Origin of the sequence: Haloarchaeobius sp. FL176, from assembly GCF_024609245.1 — an archaeon.
In the GTDB taxonomy this organism is placed as follows: Archaea; Halobacteriota; Halobacteria; order Halobacteriales; family Natrialbaceae; genus Haloarchaeobius.
The window spans coordinates 128301-143404 of the sequence record NZ_JANJYH010000006.1 but is presented as its reverse complement, the minus strand read 5'-3'; the positions used below and the strand labels follow the sequence as shown (position 1 = coordinate 143404).

Here is a 15104-nt window from a genome sequence, read left to right as displayed (position 1 = left end):
CTCAGACGACGCCCCTGACGAATGCGCCGAACGTCGGCAGGCCCAGCCCGATAGCCAGCGCCAGCCAGGCCGGCTGGCCCATCCCGAGCACGGGTCCGAGCGTGCCGGCGAGCCAGAACTGCCCGAGGAACACGACGACCGCGAGGACACCGACGCCGAGACCGGCGCCGATGCCGCGGGGAACCGTCCGCTGGGGGAGTGCCGCAATGGCACCCGCGAGGAAGAGCCCGAACCAGTGGAACAGCGAGAGGCCGAGGCCGAGCAGGACCGCGCCGTTCGTCACGGCGACGCGGCGTCTGTCGTCGGCGCGCAGGTCCTCGAGGAACTCCGGGGTCATCCGTCTCCCTCCTCGAAGGCGACGTCGACGTCGTCGGGGACCGTTCTCCGCATCGACTTGTACTCGCCGTCCGCCCACGCCCGGAGCTGGTCGTCGTAGTGCTCCGAGAAGTAGTCGCCCGAGTTCCCGCCGGGCAGGATGGCGCGGGACTCCCCGTCGAACGTGGCCACCATCCGCCAGCTCGCCCCCCGCGAGGACTCGCTCCGGAAGTTCCGAACCGTGCCGGGCGAGCCCGACGTTCGGAGCTGGTCGTAGTTCAGGAACGGCTGGTCGAACGGGTGCTCGAACCGGACGTGGTTCCAGTCGCCGTAGTCCTCCCAGCCCTCGTCCGACAGTGTCTCGAGCGCGTCACGCATCGCGTTGGCCGCGACGGCGGCACGGTCGCCGTCGAACCAGTCGCTGTCCGCCGGTAACGTCCCGAGTATCCAGTCGTTCGGCTTCGAGAAGTCGTCCGGAAGGCCCGCCTCCGCGAACGCGCCCTCGAACGTCCGGTCGCGGAAGGCCCGGAGCCAGTGCTCGAACAGGAGCGGCTCGGGCTCGTCGGGCCGCATCCCGCCGTCCCAGTCGAGCAGCGCGCCCGGCGATACGGGCGGGTCGACCCCGACCATCACTGGGAGGCCGCGCTCGACCACCGCCGCGAGTATCGGCCTGAACAGCTCGTACCTGCCGTCCACGACGTCGAGCTGTACGTCGCGGGCGAACTCGGCGTCCATCGGCTCGTCGCTCGCCGCACGCTCGTCGAGCCGGTCGTAGATGCGGCCGCCACGGAACGGCGGCGCGTACCCTTCGGAGATGTAGTGCTCCGGGTCGTCCGTGAGCCGCTGGTTCCCCGTCGCGAGGTAGTCGGGGTTCCTGACGCCCGGCTTCTCCTCGAAGGGAACGAACCCCTCCCAGGAGGACTCGCCGAAGGGCGTGTAGCCCGGCCCCCACTCGCCCTCCCGGGCCGAGCCGTCGAAGATGCGGGTCCCCTGCACCGGCTCGCCGTCGGTCGTCCGGATGGGAAACTGGCCAGTCGCCCAGTAGTAGGTGTTGCCCGAATCGTCGGCGTAGACGAAGTTCTGCGTCGGCTCGTCGAACTTCCTGATGGCAGCCGCCGCCTCGTCGAGTCCGTCGGCGACGTTGAGTTCGCGGACCGCCTCGACGGTCCGGGTTGCGGAGAGCCCGGTCCACGCGACGCCGAGCTCGTCGGCCTGCTCGAACCCGTCGCCGTCGGGGTACTGCGTCAGCACCGAGCCGTGGACCGACCGCTTCACCGTCACCGCGACGTCCTCGCCGTCGGCCACCTCGATGGTCTCGGTCCGCGTGTCGAACTCCCGGGTCTCCTCGCCGTACCGGTAGCTCCCGTCGCCCGTCGTCTCGTACGTGTAGAAGTCCATGACGTCCCCGCCGACGTTGGTGAATCCCCACGCCCCGGCGTGGTTCTGGCCGATGATGACGAACGGGACCCCGGGGAAGCAGACGCCGCGCACGTCGAGCGGGTCCGGGCCGACGACGTGCTGTTCGTACCAGACCGGCGGCACGGTCAGGTTCAGATGCGGGTCGTTGGCGACGATGGGGTCGCCCGATGCGGTCTGCTCCCCGGAGACCACCCACGAGTTCGAGCCGATTCCAGGGTCGGTCCCGAACGACTCGAGCCAGGAGACGAGCCCCGGTTCGGGCGTCGCGGCGTCGGCCTCACCCGTCCCGACGGACCCCCCACCACCGGACTCGCGGATGATGGGGACATCGTGGTCCATGAGTCGGGGGTACAGGTCGTCGGCCGCCTCGCTTCCGAGCCGCTCCCGCGCCAGCGCCTTCCGGAGGGTGCGGAACGAGCCCGTGAGCCCCCACGAGATCTGCTTCGAGATGAGCAGGCTCGCCGTGGGCGTCCACTCGCGCGGCTCGAACGACAGCAGGCGGTACTCCAGCGGCTTCGACTCCCGTTCGAGCGCCCGGTTCGCCCCGTCGACGTACGCCTCGACCGCGTCACCGGTCGGGGTACCCTCGGCGCGCTCCCACGTCGCCGCCGCCGCGCCCTCGAAGTCGAGCTGGCGGTGGAACACGTCCGACTCGACCGCCACGTCCCCGACGACCGCCGAGAGCTCGCCAGCCATCAGCCGTCGGAAGAGGTCCATCTGGAAGAAGCGGTCCGCGCCGTGGCAGTAGCCGACCGCGAAGTACGCCGCACGCTCGTCGTCCGCCTCGACGTGCGGGACGTGGTGGTCGTCGTAGCTGACAGTCGCCGCGCCGTACGGGCTCTCGACCTGCCCGGCTGCGTTCCGGTTCGCCGCTCCCCACACCGTTCCCGAGCCCGGAGCGAACCGTTCCAGGTACGACCGGGCCTCCGTCAGCGCCATCCCTCCGACCCCAGCACCGAGGACCGCCGAGAGGACTGCGCGTCTCGTCGTTTCCTTGTTCACGATGGGCACACAAACGGACGGAACGGGTAAAGTTTCTTTCCGTCGTGGCTGGCGCTCCCAGGAGTCTATTCGGAAGGCCGCCAGGAGCGCTGTCGCTCTTCAGGGATAAAATCGCGAAAGAAGTCGAAGGCGTTACTCGTACAGCCAGCCTTCGTCGACCTTCTCGTAGTCGACGAGCTCGTCCTCGTCGAAGAACAGGTCGATCTCGCGCTCGTTCGACCCGGGGTCCTCGTGGTCCGAGCCGTGGATGACGTTGCGACCGAGGTCCAGCCCGAAGTCACCGCGGATGGTGCCCGGAGCTGACTCGGCGGGGTCGGTCTCGCCCATCATGTGACGGACCTGACGGATGGCGTCGTCGCCCTCCCAGACCATCGCCATGACGGGACCGGAGGTGATGAACTCGACGAGGCCGTCGAAGAACGGCTTGCCCTCGTGCTCGCCGTAGTGCTCCTCGGCGAGGTCCTGGTCGATCTGCATGAACTTCGCGCCGACCAGCTTCAGACCGCGGTCCTCGAAGCGGGAGACGATCTCCCCGGTGAGGCCGCGCTGGACGCCGTCGGGCTTGACCATGACGAAGGTGCGCTCGCGCTCGCTCATTCCTCGCTGTCCTCTTCGCCCCCGGAGACACGCGCACCGGCCTCTGTCCACTCGAGGTCGCGGGGCTCGCGGCCGAGGTTGGCGTTCTTCTCACACTTCGCGGAACAGTAGTAGACCGTGGTGCCGTCCGTGTGGACGAACAGGGTCCCCGTTCCGGGCGTGATCTCGTCGCCACAGTACTCACAGTCGCGCGTCGTCACCATTATTGTCCTCCGATGGAGTCGGCCTCGCGAGCGGTCTCCCGCAGCTGCAGGATGTCGCCCTCGCGGACCGGGCCGAGGCAGTTGCGCGTGATGATTCGACCCTGATTCTCCCCTTCGCGGATGCGGCACTTGACCTGCATGGCTTCACCGTGCATGCCGGTCTTGCCGACTATCTCGATGACTTCCGCGGGGGTCGCGCCGTCTTCGGACTCTTCGGCACTCATGGATTACCTCTAAAGGTCCTCGAGCTTGCCTGCGATGTCCTCGACGTCCGTCGAGGCCTCGCCGGCGTCGACGACGGCGGCCGCGGCGCTCCCGACTTCGAGGCCAGCCGCGTGGCCGACGTCGTCCTGAGTCTCGATGAAGACGACCGGGATGCCCTTCTCGTCGGCCAGCTCGGGGAGGTGCATGACGATCTCCTCGGGCTGGACGTCTTCCGCGACGAAGATGAGCTCGGCGTTGCCGCGCTCGACGGCCTTCGTCGTCTCGTTCGTTCCTTTCTTTACGCTGCCTGTGTCTCGTGCGACCTCGAGGGCCTCGAGGGCGTCCTCTTGGAGGTCGGCTGGGATTTCTTTGGTTACGTAGACTGCCATGGTTGTTCACCTCTCCTACACGTGGGCTCGCGCTCCCCTGCCGTCGCGGGCCGCGCCCGCATGACCGTCAGCTGGGTCCGACGGTCGGAATCCTGTGGGGCTAGGAGCATCATCAACCCCGCGTAGGGTGTAATACAACCGTAGCCCGGCCCGCCTTATAAGGGTGTCCAAAGCGCCGGGCGCGTGAGAAACCAGCCCACAGTTCGGTCGGCCGAGACGTCGGGCCGTCGCGGGACCGAAACGCCCCTGTTCTTCGGGGTCCCACGCGGCTGTATGGACGCAGTCGAGGTCGCGCGTGCGCTGCTCGCCGAGGCCGACGCGACGAACGAGCGCCGCCTGCTCGTGCTGACCGGCTCGCGCGCGGACTGCTATCGAACCGCCGACGCCGTGCTCGACGCGGTCACGGTCGGCCTCTCCGACACCGCCCTCGTGAGCGACCGGGACGCCCTCGCGTGCCAACAGGTCGAGCCGAGCCGCGCATCGTCGCTGCTCGGCACGACCCTCTCGGCGGTCGTCTACGACGCCCACAACACGCTCCGCCCGAACGCGCTCGGGCAGGTCGTCGGCGCGGTCGACGGCGGCGGCCTGCTCGTGCTGCTCGCTCCGGCTCTCGACGACTGGCCGGACCGGCGCGACGGCTTCGACGAGGGGCTCGCCGTACCCCCGTTCGGCGTCGAAGACGTGTCGGGGCGGTTCCGCCGACGGTTCGTCGAGCGCCTGCGCGCACACCCGGGCATCGGTATCGTCGCGGTCGGCGCGGACGGCGCGACGGACGGCACGCGAGTCGTGGACGATGGCCTGACGAACCCGGCGCCGCGGCTGGTCGACAGCCGCGAGCCAGACGACGGGCTCACCACCCCGGTCGAGCACAGGTTCCCCGACGAGACGTACGAGGCGTGCCTGACAGCCGACCAGGTCGAGGCCGTCCACGACTTCGAGTTCCTCGCGGGGGACCGCGCGACCGCTGCGGGGACCGACGGCGGCAGCGACCGGTGCGCCCTCGTCGTCGAGTCCGACCGCGGGCGCGGCAAGTCCAGTGCGGCGGGCCTGGCCGCCGGCGCAGCGGCCGCGGACGGGCTGGACGTGCTCGTCACCGCACCGAACCGCCGGAACGCCGCAGAGGTGTTCGACCGCGCCCGCGAACTGCTCGCCACGCTCGACGCAGCGGGCGACCACCCCGACGAGGACGGGCATCTCGCCGCGGCGAGCGGGGGCGCTGTCCGGTACGAACCGCCGCGCGTCGCCGCCGAGTCGGCCGCCGAGCCGGACCTGCTCGTCGTGGACGAGGCGGCCGCGCTCTCGGTGCGGCTGCTCGACGCGACGCTCGACGCGGACCGCGTCGCCTACGCCTCCACGGTTCACGGCTACGAGGGAGCGGGTCGTGGCTTCTCCGTGCGCTTCCGCGAGCACCTCGACGAGAGCGACCACGACATCCGGGAGTGCCGGCTCGCAGCGCCGATCCGGTACGCGGCGGGCGACCCGGTCGAGGTCTGGTCGTTCGACGCGCTCGGGCTGGACGCGCGCCCGCCGGTCGAACAGCTCGTCACCGACGCGACTCCCGACTCGGTCAGCTACGAGCGCATCGACGGCGACGACCTACTCGCAGACCCGACGCTCCTGCGGGAGACGTTCGGCCTGCTGGTGCTCGCCCACTACCGCACCGAACCGGACGACCTCGCACGGCTGCTCGACGCGCCGAACCTGACGGTGCGCGCGCTGACCCACGGGGGCCACGTCGTCAGCGTGGCCCTGCTCGCCCGCGAGGGCGACCTCGACGCCGAGACGGCGGCCGGGATGTACGAGGGCGACCGCATCCGGGGGAACATGATCCCGGACGTGCTGGTGAGCCAGGTGCGCGACGAGGCCGCCGCTGCCCCGGTCGGCTACCGGGTCGTCCGCATCGCCACGCACCACGCCGTCCGCTCGTCCGGGCTGGGCTCGCACCTGCTCGACGAGGTCCGCGCCGAGTTCGCCGACGACGTGGACTGGCTCGGCGTCGCCTACGGCGCGACCGCCCGCCTCGTCCGGTTCTGGGCGCGCAACGACTACGCCGCCGTACACTACTCCACCACCCGGAACGACGTGAGCGGCCAGTACTCGGTCGTCATGCTCGACCCCTGCTCCGACGCTGGGGCGGCCCTCGCGTCCCGCCACGGCGACTGGTTCGCCCGCCGCGCCGGCGGCCAGCTCACCGACGCGCTCGACGACGCCGACCCGGACGAGGTGCGCGCCGCGCTGGCGGCCTGCGACGGTACCCTCGACCTCGCCCTGACCGAGCACGAGTGGCGGACGGTCGCGGGTGCAGCTTACGGCACCGGCCTGTTCGACGTGGACCCGACCCCCTTCCGCGAGCTGGTTGTCAAACACCTCGTCGCCCCCGACCAGGACGTCGGCCTGACCGACCGCCAGGAGCGCGTCCTGGTGGAGCGTGCGCTCCAGGCACGGGACTGGTCGACCGTCGCCGACGACTGCGGCTTCCACTCTCCGGGCCAATGCATGCGCGCGCTCGGCGACGCGCTCGTTCCGCTCTGTGACGCCTACGGCGGCGACGTGGCGGACGAGGAGCGCGACCGACACGCCTGAGAAACCCCCGGTACATTTACACGGTCGTGTCTCATTGACAACGTATGACGCGGCGGATGGGCCGGCGCGACATCCTCTCGATGGCCAGTGGTGGGGCCTCTGGAGTGCTCGCAGGCTGTCTGAGCAGTGACACCGACGACAGCCCCGGGCGAGGCCGCGAACTACGGCTGGGGTCGAAGCTGTTCGCCGAGAACCAGCTGTTCGCCTGGCTCGGGTTCGAGTCGCTCCAGTCCCGGACCGACGTCCAGCCGGTCCACCGGCTCGGAATGGGCCAGTTCGGCGAGAACTGGCGCGCGCTCCGCCGGGGCGAGATAGACTGCTACTGGGAGTACACCGGTACCCTCCGCAACTTCGTCGACATCGCGCCGAGTCAGGAGTTCGATAGCGCGACGGCGCTGTACGAGGCGGCCGCGGCGGCGGTGGCGTCCGAGACCGACATCCGTCTCCAGGAGCCTGCGCCACTCGACAACCGGTACGTCCTGTTGGCCCGGCCAGACTGGGCCGAACGGACCGGCGTCGAAACCATCGGCGGCCTGCTCGACCGGCTCCGGGAGCAGCCCGACAGCACGAGCGTCGCCTTCGGGCCCGACTTCCGGACCCGTCCCGACGGCTGGAACGCGCTGTTACGCCACTACGGCCTCGATGCAGCCAGACGGGCCTCCATCAGGCCGGCCACGACCGAGGTCGACCCCCTCCTCGTCTACGACCACCTGCGGGCCGGACTCTTCGACGTCGCCGTCGGCTATGCGACGAACCCGCAACTCGAACGCTGGACGTTCACCCAGCTCGAGGACGACCGCGGCTTCTTCAGCTTCTACGAACCCGTCGCGCTCGTCCGGAGTGAACACGCCGACGCCACGGCCATCCTGGAGAGTCTCGACGCAGCCACGAGGAGCATCGACACCGTCGAGACCGTTCGCCGGCTGGCGGCACGTATAGTGTTCGACGGTGACGCCCCTCGCACCGTTGCACAGGAGTATCTGCGGCAGTCCGGGAGTGGATGACGCACGACGACGACGGCGACGGCGACGGGCTCCTCGGTAGACTCCGCGGCTCGTACTCCGTACAGCTCGCGATCACGCTCGGTCTCGTCGTCTGCGTGTTCGCCGGCGTCGGCTGGCTGACCGTCGGCACGACCGGTGGCGTGGTCGAGTCGGGCGTCGAGAACACGATGGTCTCACAGACGGTCGTGGAGTCGGAGAACCTCGCCCGGTGGCTGGACACGAACCACCAGTTCGCCCGAATCGTCTCCGAACACCCCGCGCTCGCCAGCGACGATCCATCGGAGGCAGCTGGGTACCTCGACGACATCTCCAACGACGACGTGTCGACCGAGATCGTCGGCATCTACGTGGTCGAGAGCAGCGGCGGCGCCGTGTTCGCCAGCGGCGGCAACTCGACCGTCAGGCCCCCGCCGGTGTCCGAACTCGGCTTCTTCAGCCGGTACGACGCAACCACTGTGACGGACCCCTACGAGCGCGACGGCCGTCGGGTGGTCGCGTTCGCCTCGCCGGTTCCGGAGACCGTCGGCCGCGTCCTGGTCGTGGTCGTCGCGACCGACGCGGTGAGCGAGCTGTTCCAGAACCCGTACGGGGACGGGGTCACGACCGTCGTGGACTCCGGCGGCGTCGTCCAGTTCTCGGACGACGAGCGAGCCACGGGCGCGCCATACCTCGAGAACGGAACCGCCACGTCGGCGGTCGTGGCGCAGGGGACCGCCGGCAAGACCGGCTTCGACGACTCGTTCCGTCGGGAGGACGAGATGTCCGACGACTACGTTCGAGCGTACGCACCCGTCGCCGGGACCGACTGGGTGCTCGTCAAGCACGCCCCGACCGACAGCGCCTACGCGGTCGTCGACCAGGTACGCCGGGGCGTCGTCGGCGTCGTCGTGGTCGCCGTCCTCGCGTCGGTCCTCGTCGTCGGGTTCTTCGGCTGGCAGACCGGGCGGACGGTGAGACGGCTCGCCACCGCTGCCGAGTCGATCGCCGGCGGCGACTACGACACCGACACGACGGTCGAGCGGACCGACGAGTTCGGTACCCTCGGCCGCTCGCTCGGAGAGATGCGCGACGAGCTCGTCGCCCGGCTCGACGCGACGCGTGAGGCCGAACGACAGCTCAGGACCATCGTTAACAACGTCCCGACGACGCTGCTCGCGTTCGACGCGGACGGCGTGGTCACCGTCGAGGAGGGCCGACGGGCGGACGACCTGTTCGAGGACGAGGCTGTCGGCCGCACTGTGTTCGAGCTGCTCGAGGACCGGCCGGAGCTGCTGGAGAGCTGTCGTACCGCTCTCGCCGGCGAGGCAGTCGAGACCACAGCGGAAGCACGGGGACGGACATACGACGTCCGGTTCAACCCCGTCGGCGAGGAAGTCGAACAGGTGCTCGTCGTGGCACACGACATCACCGAGCGACGCACGCGACGCCAGCGCATCGAGGTTCTCAACCGCATCCTCAGACACGACATCCGCAACCGGCTCAACGTCATCCTCGGGCACGCGGAGGCTATCGCAGAGCGCACGGACGACGAGACGGACGCAGAGGCCGCACGCATCGTCGCCGCCGAGGCCCGACGCATCCTGCATCTGAGCGAGAAGGCCCGCAGGACACAGGCGGTCGTCGAGACGAAGACGAAGCCGGTTCTCGTCGACGAGCTCCTCGCGGACGCCGTCGAGCCCACGAACGAGTCCATACCGCAGCTCTCACTCACGACGGCGTTCCCCGACGGGGTCTGGGCACGGGCGACCCCGGACCTCTCCAACGCCGTCAGCGAGCTGGTCGGGGACGCCGTCGAGCGGAACTCGGAGAAGGACGAGCTCTCCGTCGTCGTCTCGGTCGAGGCCACGGCCGACCAGGTTGTCATCCGCGTGGACGACGACGGAAAGTCGCTCTCGACCGCGGAGCGCCGGGCGCTCGAATCCGGCTCCGAGTCGCCGCTCGAACACGCCAGTGGACTGAGCCTCTGGCTCGCGTACTGGACGGTCACGCTCGGTGGTGGCGAGCTCGCCTTCGCCGACAGCGACCTCGGCGGGACCTGCGTCGAACTCCGCTACGAGCGCGCCGAGCGCCCGCGGCCGGAGGACGCGGCCGGCTCCGTCCACGGCGCGTAGCGTCGGGGACAGCTTTGTACGTCGGCCCCGCGTTGGCTCGCGCATGCAGTGTTCGGAACCCGACTGCGACCGGGAGGCCGCGGTCGAACTGGACATCCCATGGGACGAGAACCGGGCGGTGTGTCCCGCTCACGCCCGCGTCCTCGGCCAGCAGGACGGCGTCGTCGCCCTCCCACTCGACGGCAAGGAGGAGGAGTGGCCGTGACGTACGTCGTGGGAACCGAGCCGCCGACGTACTGCCCCTACTGCGGTGACGGCGTCGACGAGCGCGACGTCGACGGTGTCGTGACGCCGTACTGTCCGGGCTGTGACGCGACGTTCTTCGAGGAGCAGCTGGTCTCGGCGCGGGCGACTGTCGTCGACGGCGACTCGGTCCTGCTCATCGAACGCGGTCGCGGGGCCGACGTCGGCGTCTTGGCGACACCGGGTGGCTTCGTGGAACCGGGCGAGACGCTGCCCGCGGCCGCCGCCCGCGAACTCCACGAGGAGACGAGCCTGCGTGTCGACCCCGACGATCTGGAACTCATGGGAACCGGCCGTATCGCGTTCTCGGACGGCAACGCACAGCTGTTCGTGAACTTCGTCGCGCCACGGTCGGCGGTCACCGGCACCGTCGACCCCGGCGACGACGCCGCGGACGCGCGGTTCTGGACGCGGATAGAGCTGGACGCCCACCCCGAGACGGGCGACCCCGAGACCCGAACGCTCGGCGCGACCGGCCTGGAGCAGTTGCTCGGGGCGATGGAGGAGTACGGAGAGTGAGTGTGACGCCGGCTCAGACCGTCGTCGCCAGCATCACTTCGTCGACGTAGTCGTCGTCGATCTTGTAGTGGTTCTCGCGGACCGCCTCCGTCTCCCAGCCGTGCCGTTCCAGGAACGAGACGGCCGCCTCGTTCGTCGCCGGGACGGAGTTGTAGATCTTCTCGTACTCGTTCGAGGCGGCCCACCCGACGCCGCGCTCGAGCAGGTGCGAGCCGATGTCGTGCCGGCGGTACTCCTCCAGCACGCCGACCGTCAGCTCGGCGGTGTGGGACAGCTTCTGCAGCTCCGGGGCACGGATGTGAACCCAGCCGACGACGTCGTCGCCGACGGTTGCGACGAAGAACATGCGTGACTCCAGCTCGTTGTGCCTGAGCAGTACCTCCTCGTGGTCCAGCACGTCGGCGACCGACTCGGCGACGATGTAGTCGCCGCTGCTGGCGACGGCCCGGATGGCACCGACGAGGCCGGCGAGGTCCTCCTGCCGGGCCTGTCGGATGACGAAGTCGACGTCCTCCGAACTGTGCTCCTCGGCGGCGGTCTCGTCCTCGAACGCGACCTTCAGCTCGCCGTCCAGGTCGGTGAGGTAGCCGTCGCGCTTCAGGATGGCGACGTGGTGTCGGACGGCTCGCGGGTCCAGATTCAACGCCCGGTGGAGCGAGTCGCGTTCGACCGTGCCGTGGCTCTCGACGTACTCGTAGATGCGCTCCCTGTCGTCGTGGTCGAAGCTCAGCTTGTCAGTGAGTTTCATGATGGTTGTTACCACGCATGGGGCCGTAATGATTGTTTGGGAAGATTCCACACATCTGGGAGCTGGACCCCGGCGCTCACCGACGGTCGGGCACCGTCGTCAGCAGCTGTGCCACGTCCCGGGCGCTGTGGGTATCGACGAGCACCTCGGCTCCGGTCCGGATGGCGAACGAGCAGTCCATCTCGACGCCGTAGCACAGCGCGTACAGCTCGAGCCACTCGTTGAACACCGCCTCGAGTCGCTCGCGCTCGGCCGACGGCAGCTCGGGGCCGCCGGTCCGACAGTCGGCGAACAGCACGACCGCCGGACCGACGCCCTCGCGGACGTACTCGGTCGCCCGCGCGTCGGGGTCGGCTGGCTGCTGGAACCCGTCACGCTCGCGGGCGACCGCCCGTTCGAGTTCGTCGATACGCGCGGCGACCGACATGGCTCAGCCCTGCTCGTACTCCACACCCTTGCCGCCACGTGGGTGCTCCCACTCGGTGTCGGCGACGACCGCGCAGGTGCCACACTCGACGCAGGGCTGGGTGTCGAGGCTCACGACGCGCTCCTCGCTGCCGTTCGTGCCGACGGTCTCCGAGCGGTAGCAGCCGCCGCCGAAGTCCTCCGCGCTGACCGGGCAGGCCGTGACCGCCGTGCCGCTGGCGGCCCAGGAGTTGTCGCGCACCTCGATGTGAGGGTTGCCGATGTCGGTGTTGTAGCTCAGGTCGCCGATGCGTTCCTCCAGCGTCGGCGGCTCGACGGTGCTCTCGCCACTGACCGGCGCGCCCTGCTCCGCCCCGATGAGGGAGGGCACAGTCACGTATGCCGGCTTGATGTCCGGCAGCATCGACAGCAGGCGCGGCGAGTTGAACGCCCGCTCGACCAGCGACTCCGCGGCGCCGGTCCGCAGCACCGCGCGGCCGACCGGCGATTTGGCGACCGTCTCCATGACGTTCGCCGTCGCGGGATGTTCGCTGATGCCGCTCGTCCAGTCGTAGCTCTTCGGCCGGAGCTTGTCCATCACGCCCTCCCGGTCGAGCAGGGTGGCGTAACGCTGGCCGGCGGTCTCGCCCGAGCGGCCGCGTGCGGTCACGTACGCGTCCGCCGCGAGCGCGCCGGCCGTCACGGCGTGGTTCATGCCCTTGATGATGGGCCCCTGGGCCTGCATCTGGCCGGCGGCGTCGCCGACGAGCAGCAGGCGGTCGCGGTGGGGCTCCTTCAGAGCCACCTTCTTCGAGTCGGGCACCAGCTTCGCGGAGTACTCTATCTCGTCGTACTCGTCCGGCAGCCAGTTCGAGAGGTGCGGGTGAGTCAGCAGCGCGTTCAGGAGCTCGTGGCTCTCGGCGCGCTCCTCGACGATGCTGTCGAGGTGGAACACGGTCCCGATGGAGAGCGTGTCCTGGTTCGTGTACATGAACCCGCCGCCCCGGGCGTCCTGGAACAGGTCACCCGAGAACAGCCGGGCCACGCCCTCGTCCTCGTCGACGCCGAAGGTCTCCTGGACGAAGCCGTCGGGCACGTCGACGACGGCCTTGACCCCCTGGAACCACTCCTCGGGGTCGTCCCAGTCCATCAGGCCGGCCTCGCGGGCGAGCTCGGAGTTGACGCCGTCGGCCGCGATGACCACGTCCGCCTCGATGTCGTCCAGCTCGTCGCAGGTGACGCCGACGATCTCGCCGTCTTCCCGGAGCAGCCCGTTGACGCGCACGTCGGTCAGCAGGCCGCCGCCGCTCTCGCGGCACTTCTCGTGGACCCGTTCGGCCATCCACGAGTCCATCTTCCGGCGCAGTACGGAGTCGCACCAGAGCGTATCGTTCTCGTGCAGCGGCGTCAGGTCGTACGTCTTCACGCGGTTCCCCGCGATGTTGTCCATCTTGTAGTCCGTGATGGGGCGCTCGCTCGCCTCCTCGCGGAAGCCGGGGAACAGGTCGTCGACGGTGTACGGGGCGGACTGCTCCGCGTAGATGAGCCCGCCGGAGACGTTCTTTGCACCGGCGTCGACGCCACGTTCGAGCACGAGCGTCTCGACGCCGTGGTCGGCGAGCCGGGCCGCGGCTGCCGCGCCACCGGGGCCGGCGCCGACGACGACCGCCTCGTAGCGCTCGCGGTCAGTCATCGCCACCACCTCCGGGTGCCGCAACCGCCGCAAGCGCCTCGCTCACGTCGCCGCTCTCGACTGCGTCGATGAGTCCCGGGAGCACCTCGAACAGGTCGCCCTCGATGAAGTAGTCGGAGAAGTCCCTGATGCGGGCGTCCGGGTCGGTGTTGATGGCGACGATGACGTCCGAGTCGTCCATGCCGACCTTGTGCTGGACCGCGCCGGAGATGCCAGCGGCGATGTAGAGGTCTGGCGCGATGACCTGGCCCGTCTCGCCGATCTGGCGCTCCTCGTGGGTGTACTGCTCGACGTTCGCGTCGAACTGGTACGACCCAGTGACGATGCCACGGGTGACGCCCACGTCGGCCTCCTCGAAGCAGTCGGCGAGCTCGATGCCGAGCTCCATCCCCTTCGTCGGGTTGTCGCCGATGCCACGACCCATCGCGACGACGACCTCGTTGCCGGTGAGGTCGACGCCCTCGTCGAGCACGTCGTGGTCGGTGACCTCGACACGGAACCAGCCGTCGTCGATGTCGCCGTCCCACTCGACGACCTCGCCCTCGCGGTCGGGGTCCGGGTCGGGTACCTCGAAGCTCCCCGGAATGACAGAGCCGCCCTGCGGGTGGAAGTCCCGGTGCGGGTTGTCGATGCAGAGGATGGTCGAGTACTCGAAGCCGGAGAAGTCCGGGCGCTTCATGTGCAGGATGCGCTCGAACGTCTTCGTCGTGCCCGGCTCGCCGGTCTTGACCGGGTTCGAGATCTCCGCGTCCTCGATGTACAGCCCGGAACAGTCCGAGGCGAGGCCGGAGTCGAGCTCCGCCTGCACGAGCGCGGAGAGGTCACGGCCGTTGTTCGTCGCCGGGAACAGCACGTAGCGTGGCTCGTCGTAGTCGCGCCACTCCGCCGGGTCGGGGTTGCCCTCGCCGGGGTCGCCGCCCCAGCGCGCCATGTCACAGAAGATGCGCGTGTACGGCTTGTGCCGGAAGCGCCCGAGCCGGTCGTCCTCGGCCGTGACGACGACGTCCGCCCCGAGCTCGATGCACTCCTCGGTGTGCTTCTCGACGTCGTCGCCGACGAGCACGGCGACGACCTGCTCCGCCTCGCCGTAGTCCTCGTTGTACTGGTCGATCAGCTCGCGGGCCTTCCCGAGCATCTCGCGGGAGACGTCCAGCATGTCGCCCTGCTGGGTCTCGCAGTACACCCACATGTCCTCGTAGGTGCCGTCGTCGATGGCCCGGACGTGGCGCTTGTCGTTGGTCGGGTGGTCCAGTTCGGGGTGGCGCTCATCGGGACTCTCGGCCTCGACTTCCTCCTCCTCGCCGTCGTCTTCGCTCTCGCTGAGGTCGTCGATGCGCTTCTGGATGAGCCGTTTCGCGCTGTCCCTGTCCTCGGCCCCCTCCTCGGCTTCGAGCAGGGCTTCGAGGTCCTCGACCTCCTCTATGTCCCTGACGGCGTTGCCGATGTCGGCGACGCTCATGTCGCCCGGGTCGAGGTCGCCGGTGTCGCCATCCTCGCCGTCCTCGCTGAACTTCTCGATGCGGCTCTCGATGAGCGTCACCGCGCCGGTGCGGTCCTCGCCCTCCTTCTCGGCTTCGAGGATGGCCTCCAGCTCGTCGACGTCCTCGACGTCCTTCAGCTCGGGGCCGAGCTCGGCGATGCTGTACTCGCCGGGGTCGAGTGGTGGCAC

Annotated in this window: 15 protein-coding genes; 5 read left to right on the top strand and 10 right to left on the bottom strand. The window is 69.6% G+C overall.

Going from position 1 to position 15104, the window contains the following annotated elements; all coding sequences use genetic code 11:
• Position 1 precedes the first annotated feature (1 nt).
• From NO978_RS13370 to rpl7ae, 6 genes are all read right to left on the bottom strand, one after another.
• Positions 2–337 carry a hypothetical protein gene (locus tag NO978_RS13370; protein WP_257300087.1) on the bottom strand — a complete coding sequence of 112 codons (336 nt, stop codon included), beginning with the start codon at positions 335–337 and terminating at the stop codon, positions 2–4.
• Complete coding sequence (locus NO978_RS13365) at positions 334–2736, bottom strand: penicillin acylase family protein (protein ID WP_257300086.1); 2403 nt, start codon at positions 2734–2736, stop codon at positions 334–336. The genes NO978_RS13370 and NO978_RS13365 overlap by 4 nt, the downstream gene beginning before the upstream one ends.
• 132 nt (positions 2737–2868) lie before the next feature.
• Complete coding sequence (ndk, locus tag NO978_RS13360) at positions 2869–3333, bottom strand: nucleoside-diphosphate kinase (RefSeq protein ID WP_257300085.1); 465 nt, start codon at positions 3331–3333, stop codon at positions 2869–2871.
• Entirely contained in the window at positions 3330–3536 is a 207-nt protein-coding gene (locus NO978_RS13355) for a 50S ribosomal protein L24e (protein WP_257300084.1), read from the bottom strand. The genes ndk and NO978_RS13355 overlap by 4 nt, the downstream gene beginning before the upstream one ends.
• Positions 3536–3760, bottom strand: a complete 225-nt coding sequence (locus NO978_RS13350; RefSeq protein WP_089731743.1) for a 30S ribosomal protein S28e — start codon at positions 3758–3760, stop codon at positions 3536–3538. The genes NO978_RS13355 and NO978_RS13350 overlap by 1 nt, the downstream gene beginning before the upstream one ends.
• A gap of 9 nt (positions 3761–3769) precedes the next feature.
• Positions 3770–4129 (bottom strand): 50S ribosomal protein L7Ae, encoded by a 360-nt coding sequence (rpl7ae, locus tag NO978_RS13345; protein ID WP_089731742.1) that lies wholly within the window; start codon positions 4127–4129, stop codon positions 3770–3772.
• A 273-nt stretch (positions 4130–4402) separates the two neighbouring features.
• On the opposite strand from rpl7ae, the gene tmcA reads away from it, so the two are divergent.
• From tmcA to NO978_RS13320, 5 genes are read left to right on the top strand one after another with little or no spacing between them, the layout of a single operon-like run.
• A complete protein-coding gene (gene tmcA, locus NO978_RS13340; RefSeq protein ID WP_257300082.1) occupies positions 4403–6712 on the top strand; it encodes a tRNA(Met) cytidine acetyltransferase TmcA in 2310 nt (769 codons plus the stop codon).
• A gap of 44 nt (positions 6713–6756) precedes the next feature.
• On the top strand, positions 6757–7716 hold the full coding sequence (locus tag NO978_RS13335) for a glycine betaine ABC transporter substrate-binding protein (RefSeq protein ID WP_257300081.1): 960 nt from the start codon (positions 6757–6759) through the stop codon (positions 7714–7716).
• Positions 7713–9827, top strand: a complete 2115-nt coding sequence (locus NO978_RS13330; protein WP_257300080.1) for a cache domain-containing protein — start codon at positions 7713–7715, stop codon at positions 9825–9827. The genes NO978_RS13335 and NO978_RS13330 overlap by 4 nt, the downstream gene beginning before the upstream one ends.
• A 43-nt stretch (positions 9828–9870) precedes the next feature.
• Positions 9871–10032, top strand: a complete 162-nt coding sequence (locus NO978_RS13325) for a hypothetical protein (protein ID WP_257300079.1) — start codon at positions 9871–9873, stop codon at positions 10030–10032.
• On the top strand, positions 10029–10589 hold the full coding sequence (locus NO978_RS13320; protein ID WP_257300078.1) for an NUDIX domain-containing protein: 561 nt from the start codon (positions 10029–10031) through the stop codon (positions 10587–10589). The genes NO978_RS13325 and NO978_RS13320 overlap by 4 nt, the downstream gene beginning before the upstream one ends.
• A gap of 13 nt (positions 10590–10602) precedes the next feature.
• Here the strand turns inward: NO978_RS13320 and NO978_RS13315 are convergent, their stop codons facing one another.
• The 4 genes from NO978_RS13315 to NO978_RS13300 form a co-directional block, all read right to left on the bottom strand.
• Positions 10603–11337, bottom strand: coding sequence for a GNAT family N-acetyltransferase (locus tag NO978_RS13315; protein ID WP_257300077.1), 735 nt, complete (start codon positions 11335–11337; stop codon positions 10603–10605).
• Between the two features lie 76 nt (positions 11338–11413).
• Complete coding sequence (locus NO978_RS13310) at positions 11414–11764, bottom strand: hypothetical protein (RefSeq protein WP_257300075.1); 351 nt, start codon at positions 11762–11764, stop codon at positions 11414–11416.
• A 3-nt stretch (positions 11765–11767) separates the two neighbouring features.
• Positions 11768–13435, bottom strand: coding sequence for an FAD-dependent monooxygenase (locus tag NO978_RS13305; protein WP_257300074.1), 1668 nt, complete (start codon positions 13433–13435; stop codon positions 11768–11770).
• Positions 13428–15104 (bottom strand): electron transfer flavoprotein subunit alpha/FixB family protein, encoded by a 1677-nt coding sequence (locus tag NO978_RS13300; protein ID WP_257300073.1) that lies wholly within the window; start codon positions 15102–15104, stop codon positions 13428–13430. Before NO978_RS13300 ends, NO978_RS13305 begins: the two co-directional genes overlap by 8 nt.

Bases quoted from the DNA above. Each gene is read 5' to 3' on its own strand.
- NO978_RS13370 (WP_257300087.1), bottom strand. From the start codon at position 337: ATGACCCCGGAGTTCCTCGAGGACCTGCGCGCCGACGACAGACGCCGC.
- ndk (WP_257300085.1), bottom strand. From the start codon at position 3,333: ATGAGCGAGCGCGAGCGCACCTTCGTCATGGTCAAGCCCGACGGCGTC.
- NO978_RS13355 (WP_257300084.1), bottom strand. From the start codon at position 3,536: ATGGTGACGACGCGCGACTGTGAGTACTGTGGCGACGAGATCACGCCC.
- NO978_RS13350 (WP_089731743.1), bottom strand. From the start codon at position 3,760: ATGAGTGCCGAAGAGTCCGAAGACGGCGCGACCCCCGCGGAAGTCATC.
- rpl7ae (WP_089731742.1), bottom strand. From the start codon at position 4,129: ATGGCAGTCTACGTAACCAAAGAAATCCCAGCCGACCTCCAAGAGGAC.
- tmcA (WP_257300082.1), top strand. From the start codon at position 4,403: ATGGACGCAGTCGAGGTCGCGCGTGCGCTGCTCGCCGAGGCCGACGCG.
- NO978_RS13335 (WP_257300081.1), top strand. From the start codon at position 6,757: ATGACGCGGCGGATGGGCCGGCGCGACATCCTCTCGATGGCCAGTGGT.
- NO978_RS13330 (WP_257300080.1), top strand. From the start codon at position 7,713: ATGACGCACGACGACGACGGCGACGGCGACGGGCTCCTCGGTAGACTC.
- NO978_RS13325 (WP_257300079.1), top strand. From the start codon at position 9,871: ATGCAGTGTTCGGAACCCGACTGCGACCGGGAGGCCGCGGTCGAACTG.
- NO978_RS13315 (WP_257300077.1), bottom strand. From the start codon at position 11,337: ATGAAACTCACTGACAAGCTGAGCTTCGACCACGACGACAGGGAGCGC.
- NO978_RS13310 (WP_257300075.1), bottom strand. From the start codon at position 11,764: ATGTCGGTCGCCGCGCGTATCGACGAACTCGAACGGGCGGTCGCCCGC.
- NO978_RS13305 (WP_257300074.1), bottom strand. From the start codon at position 13,435: ATGACTGACCGCGAGCGCTACGAGGCGGTCGTCGTCGGCGCCGGCCCC.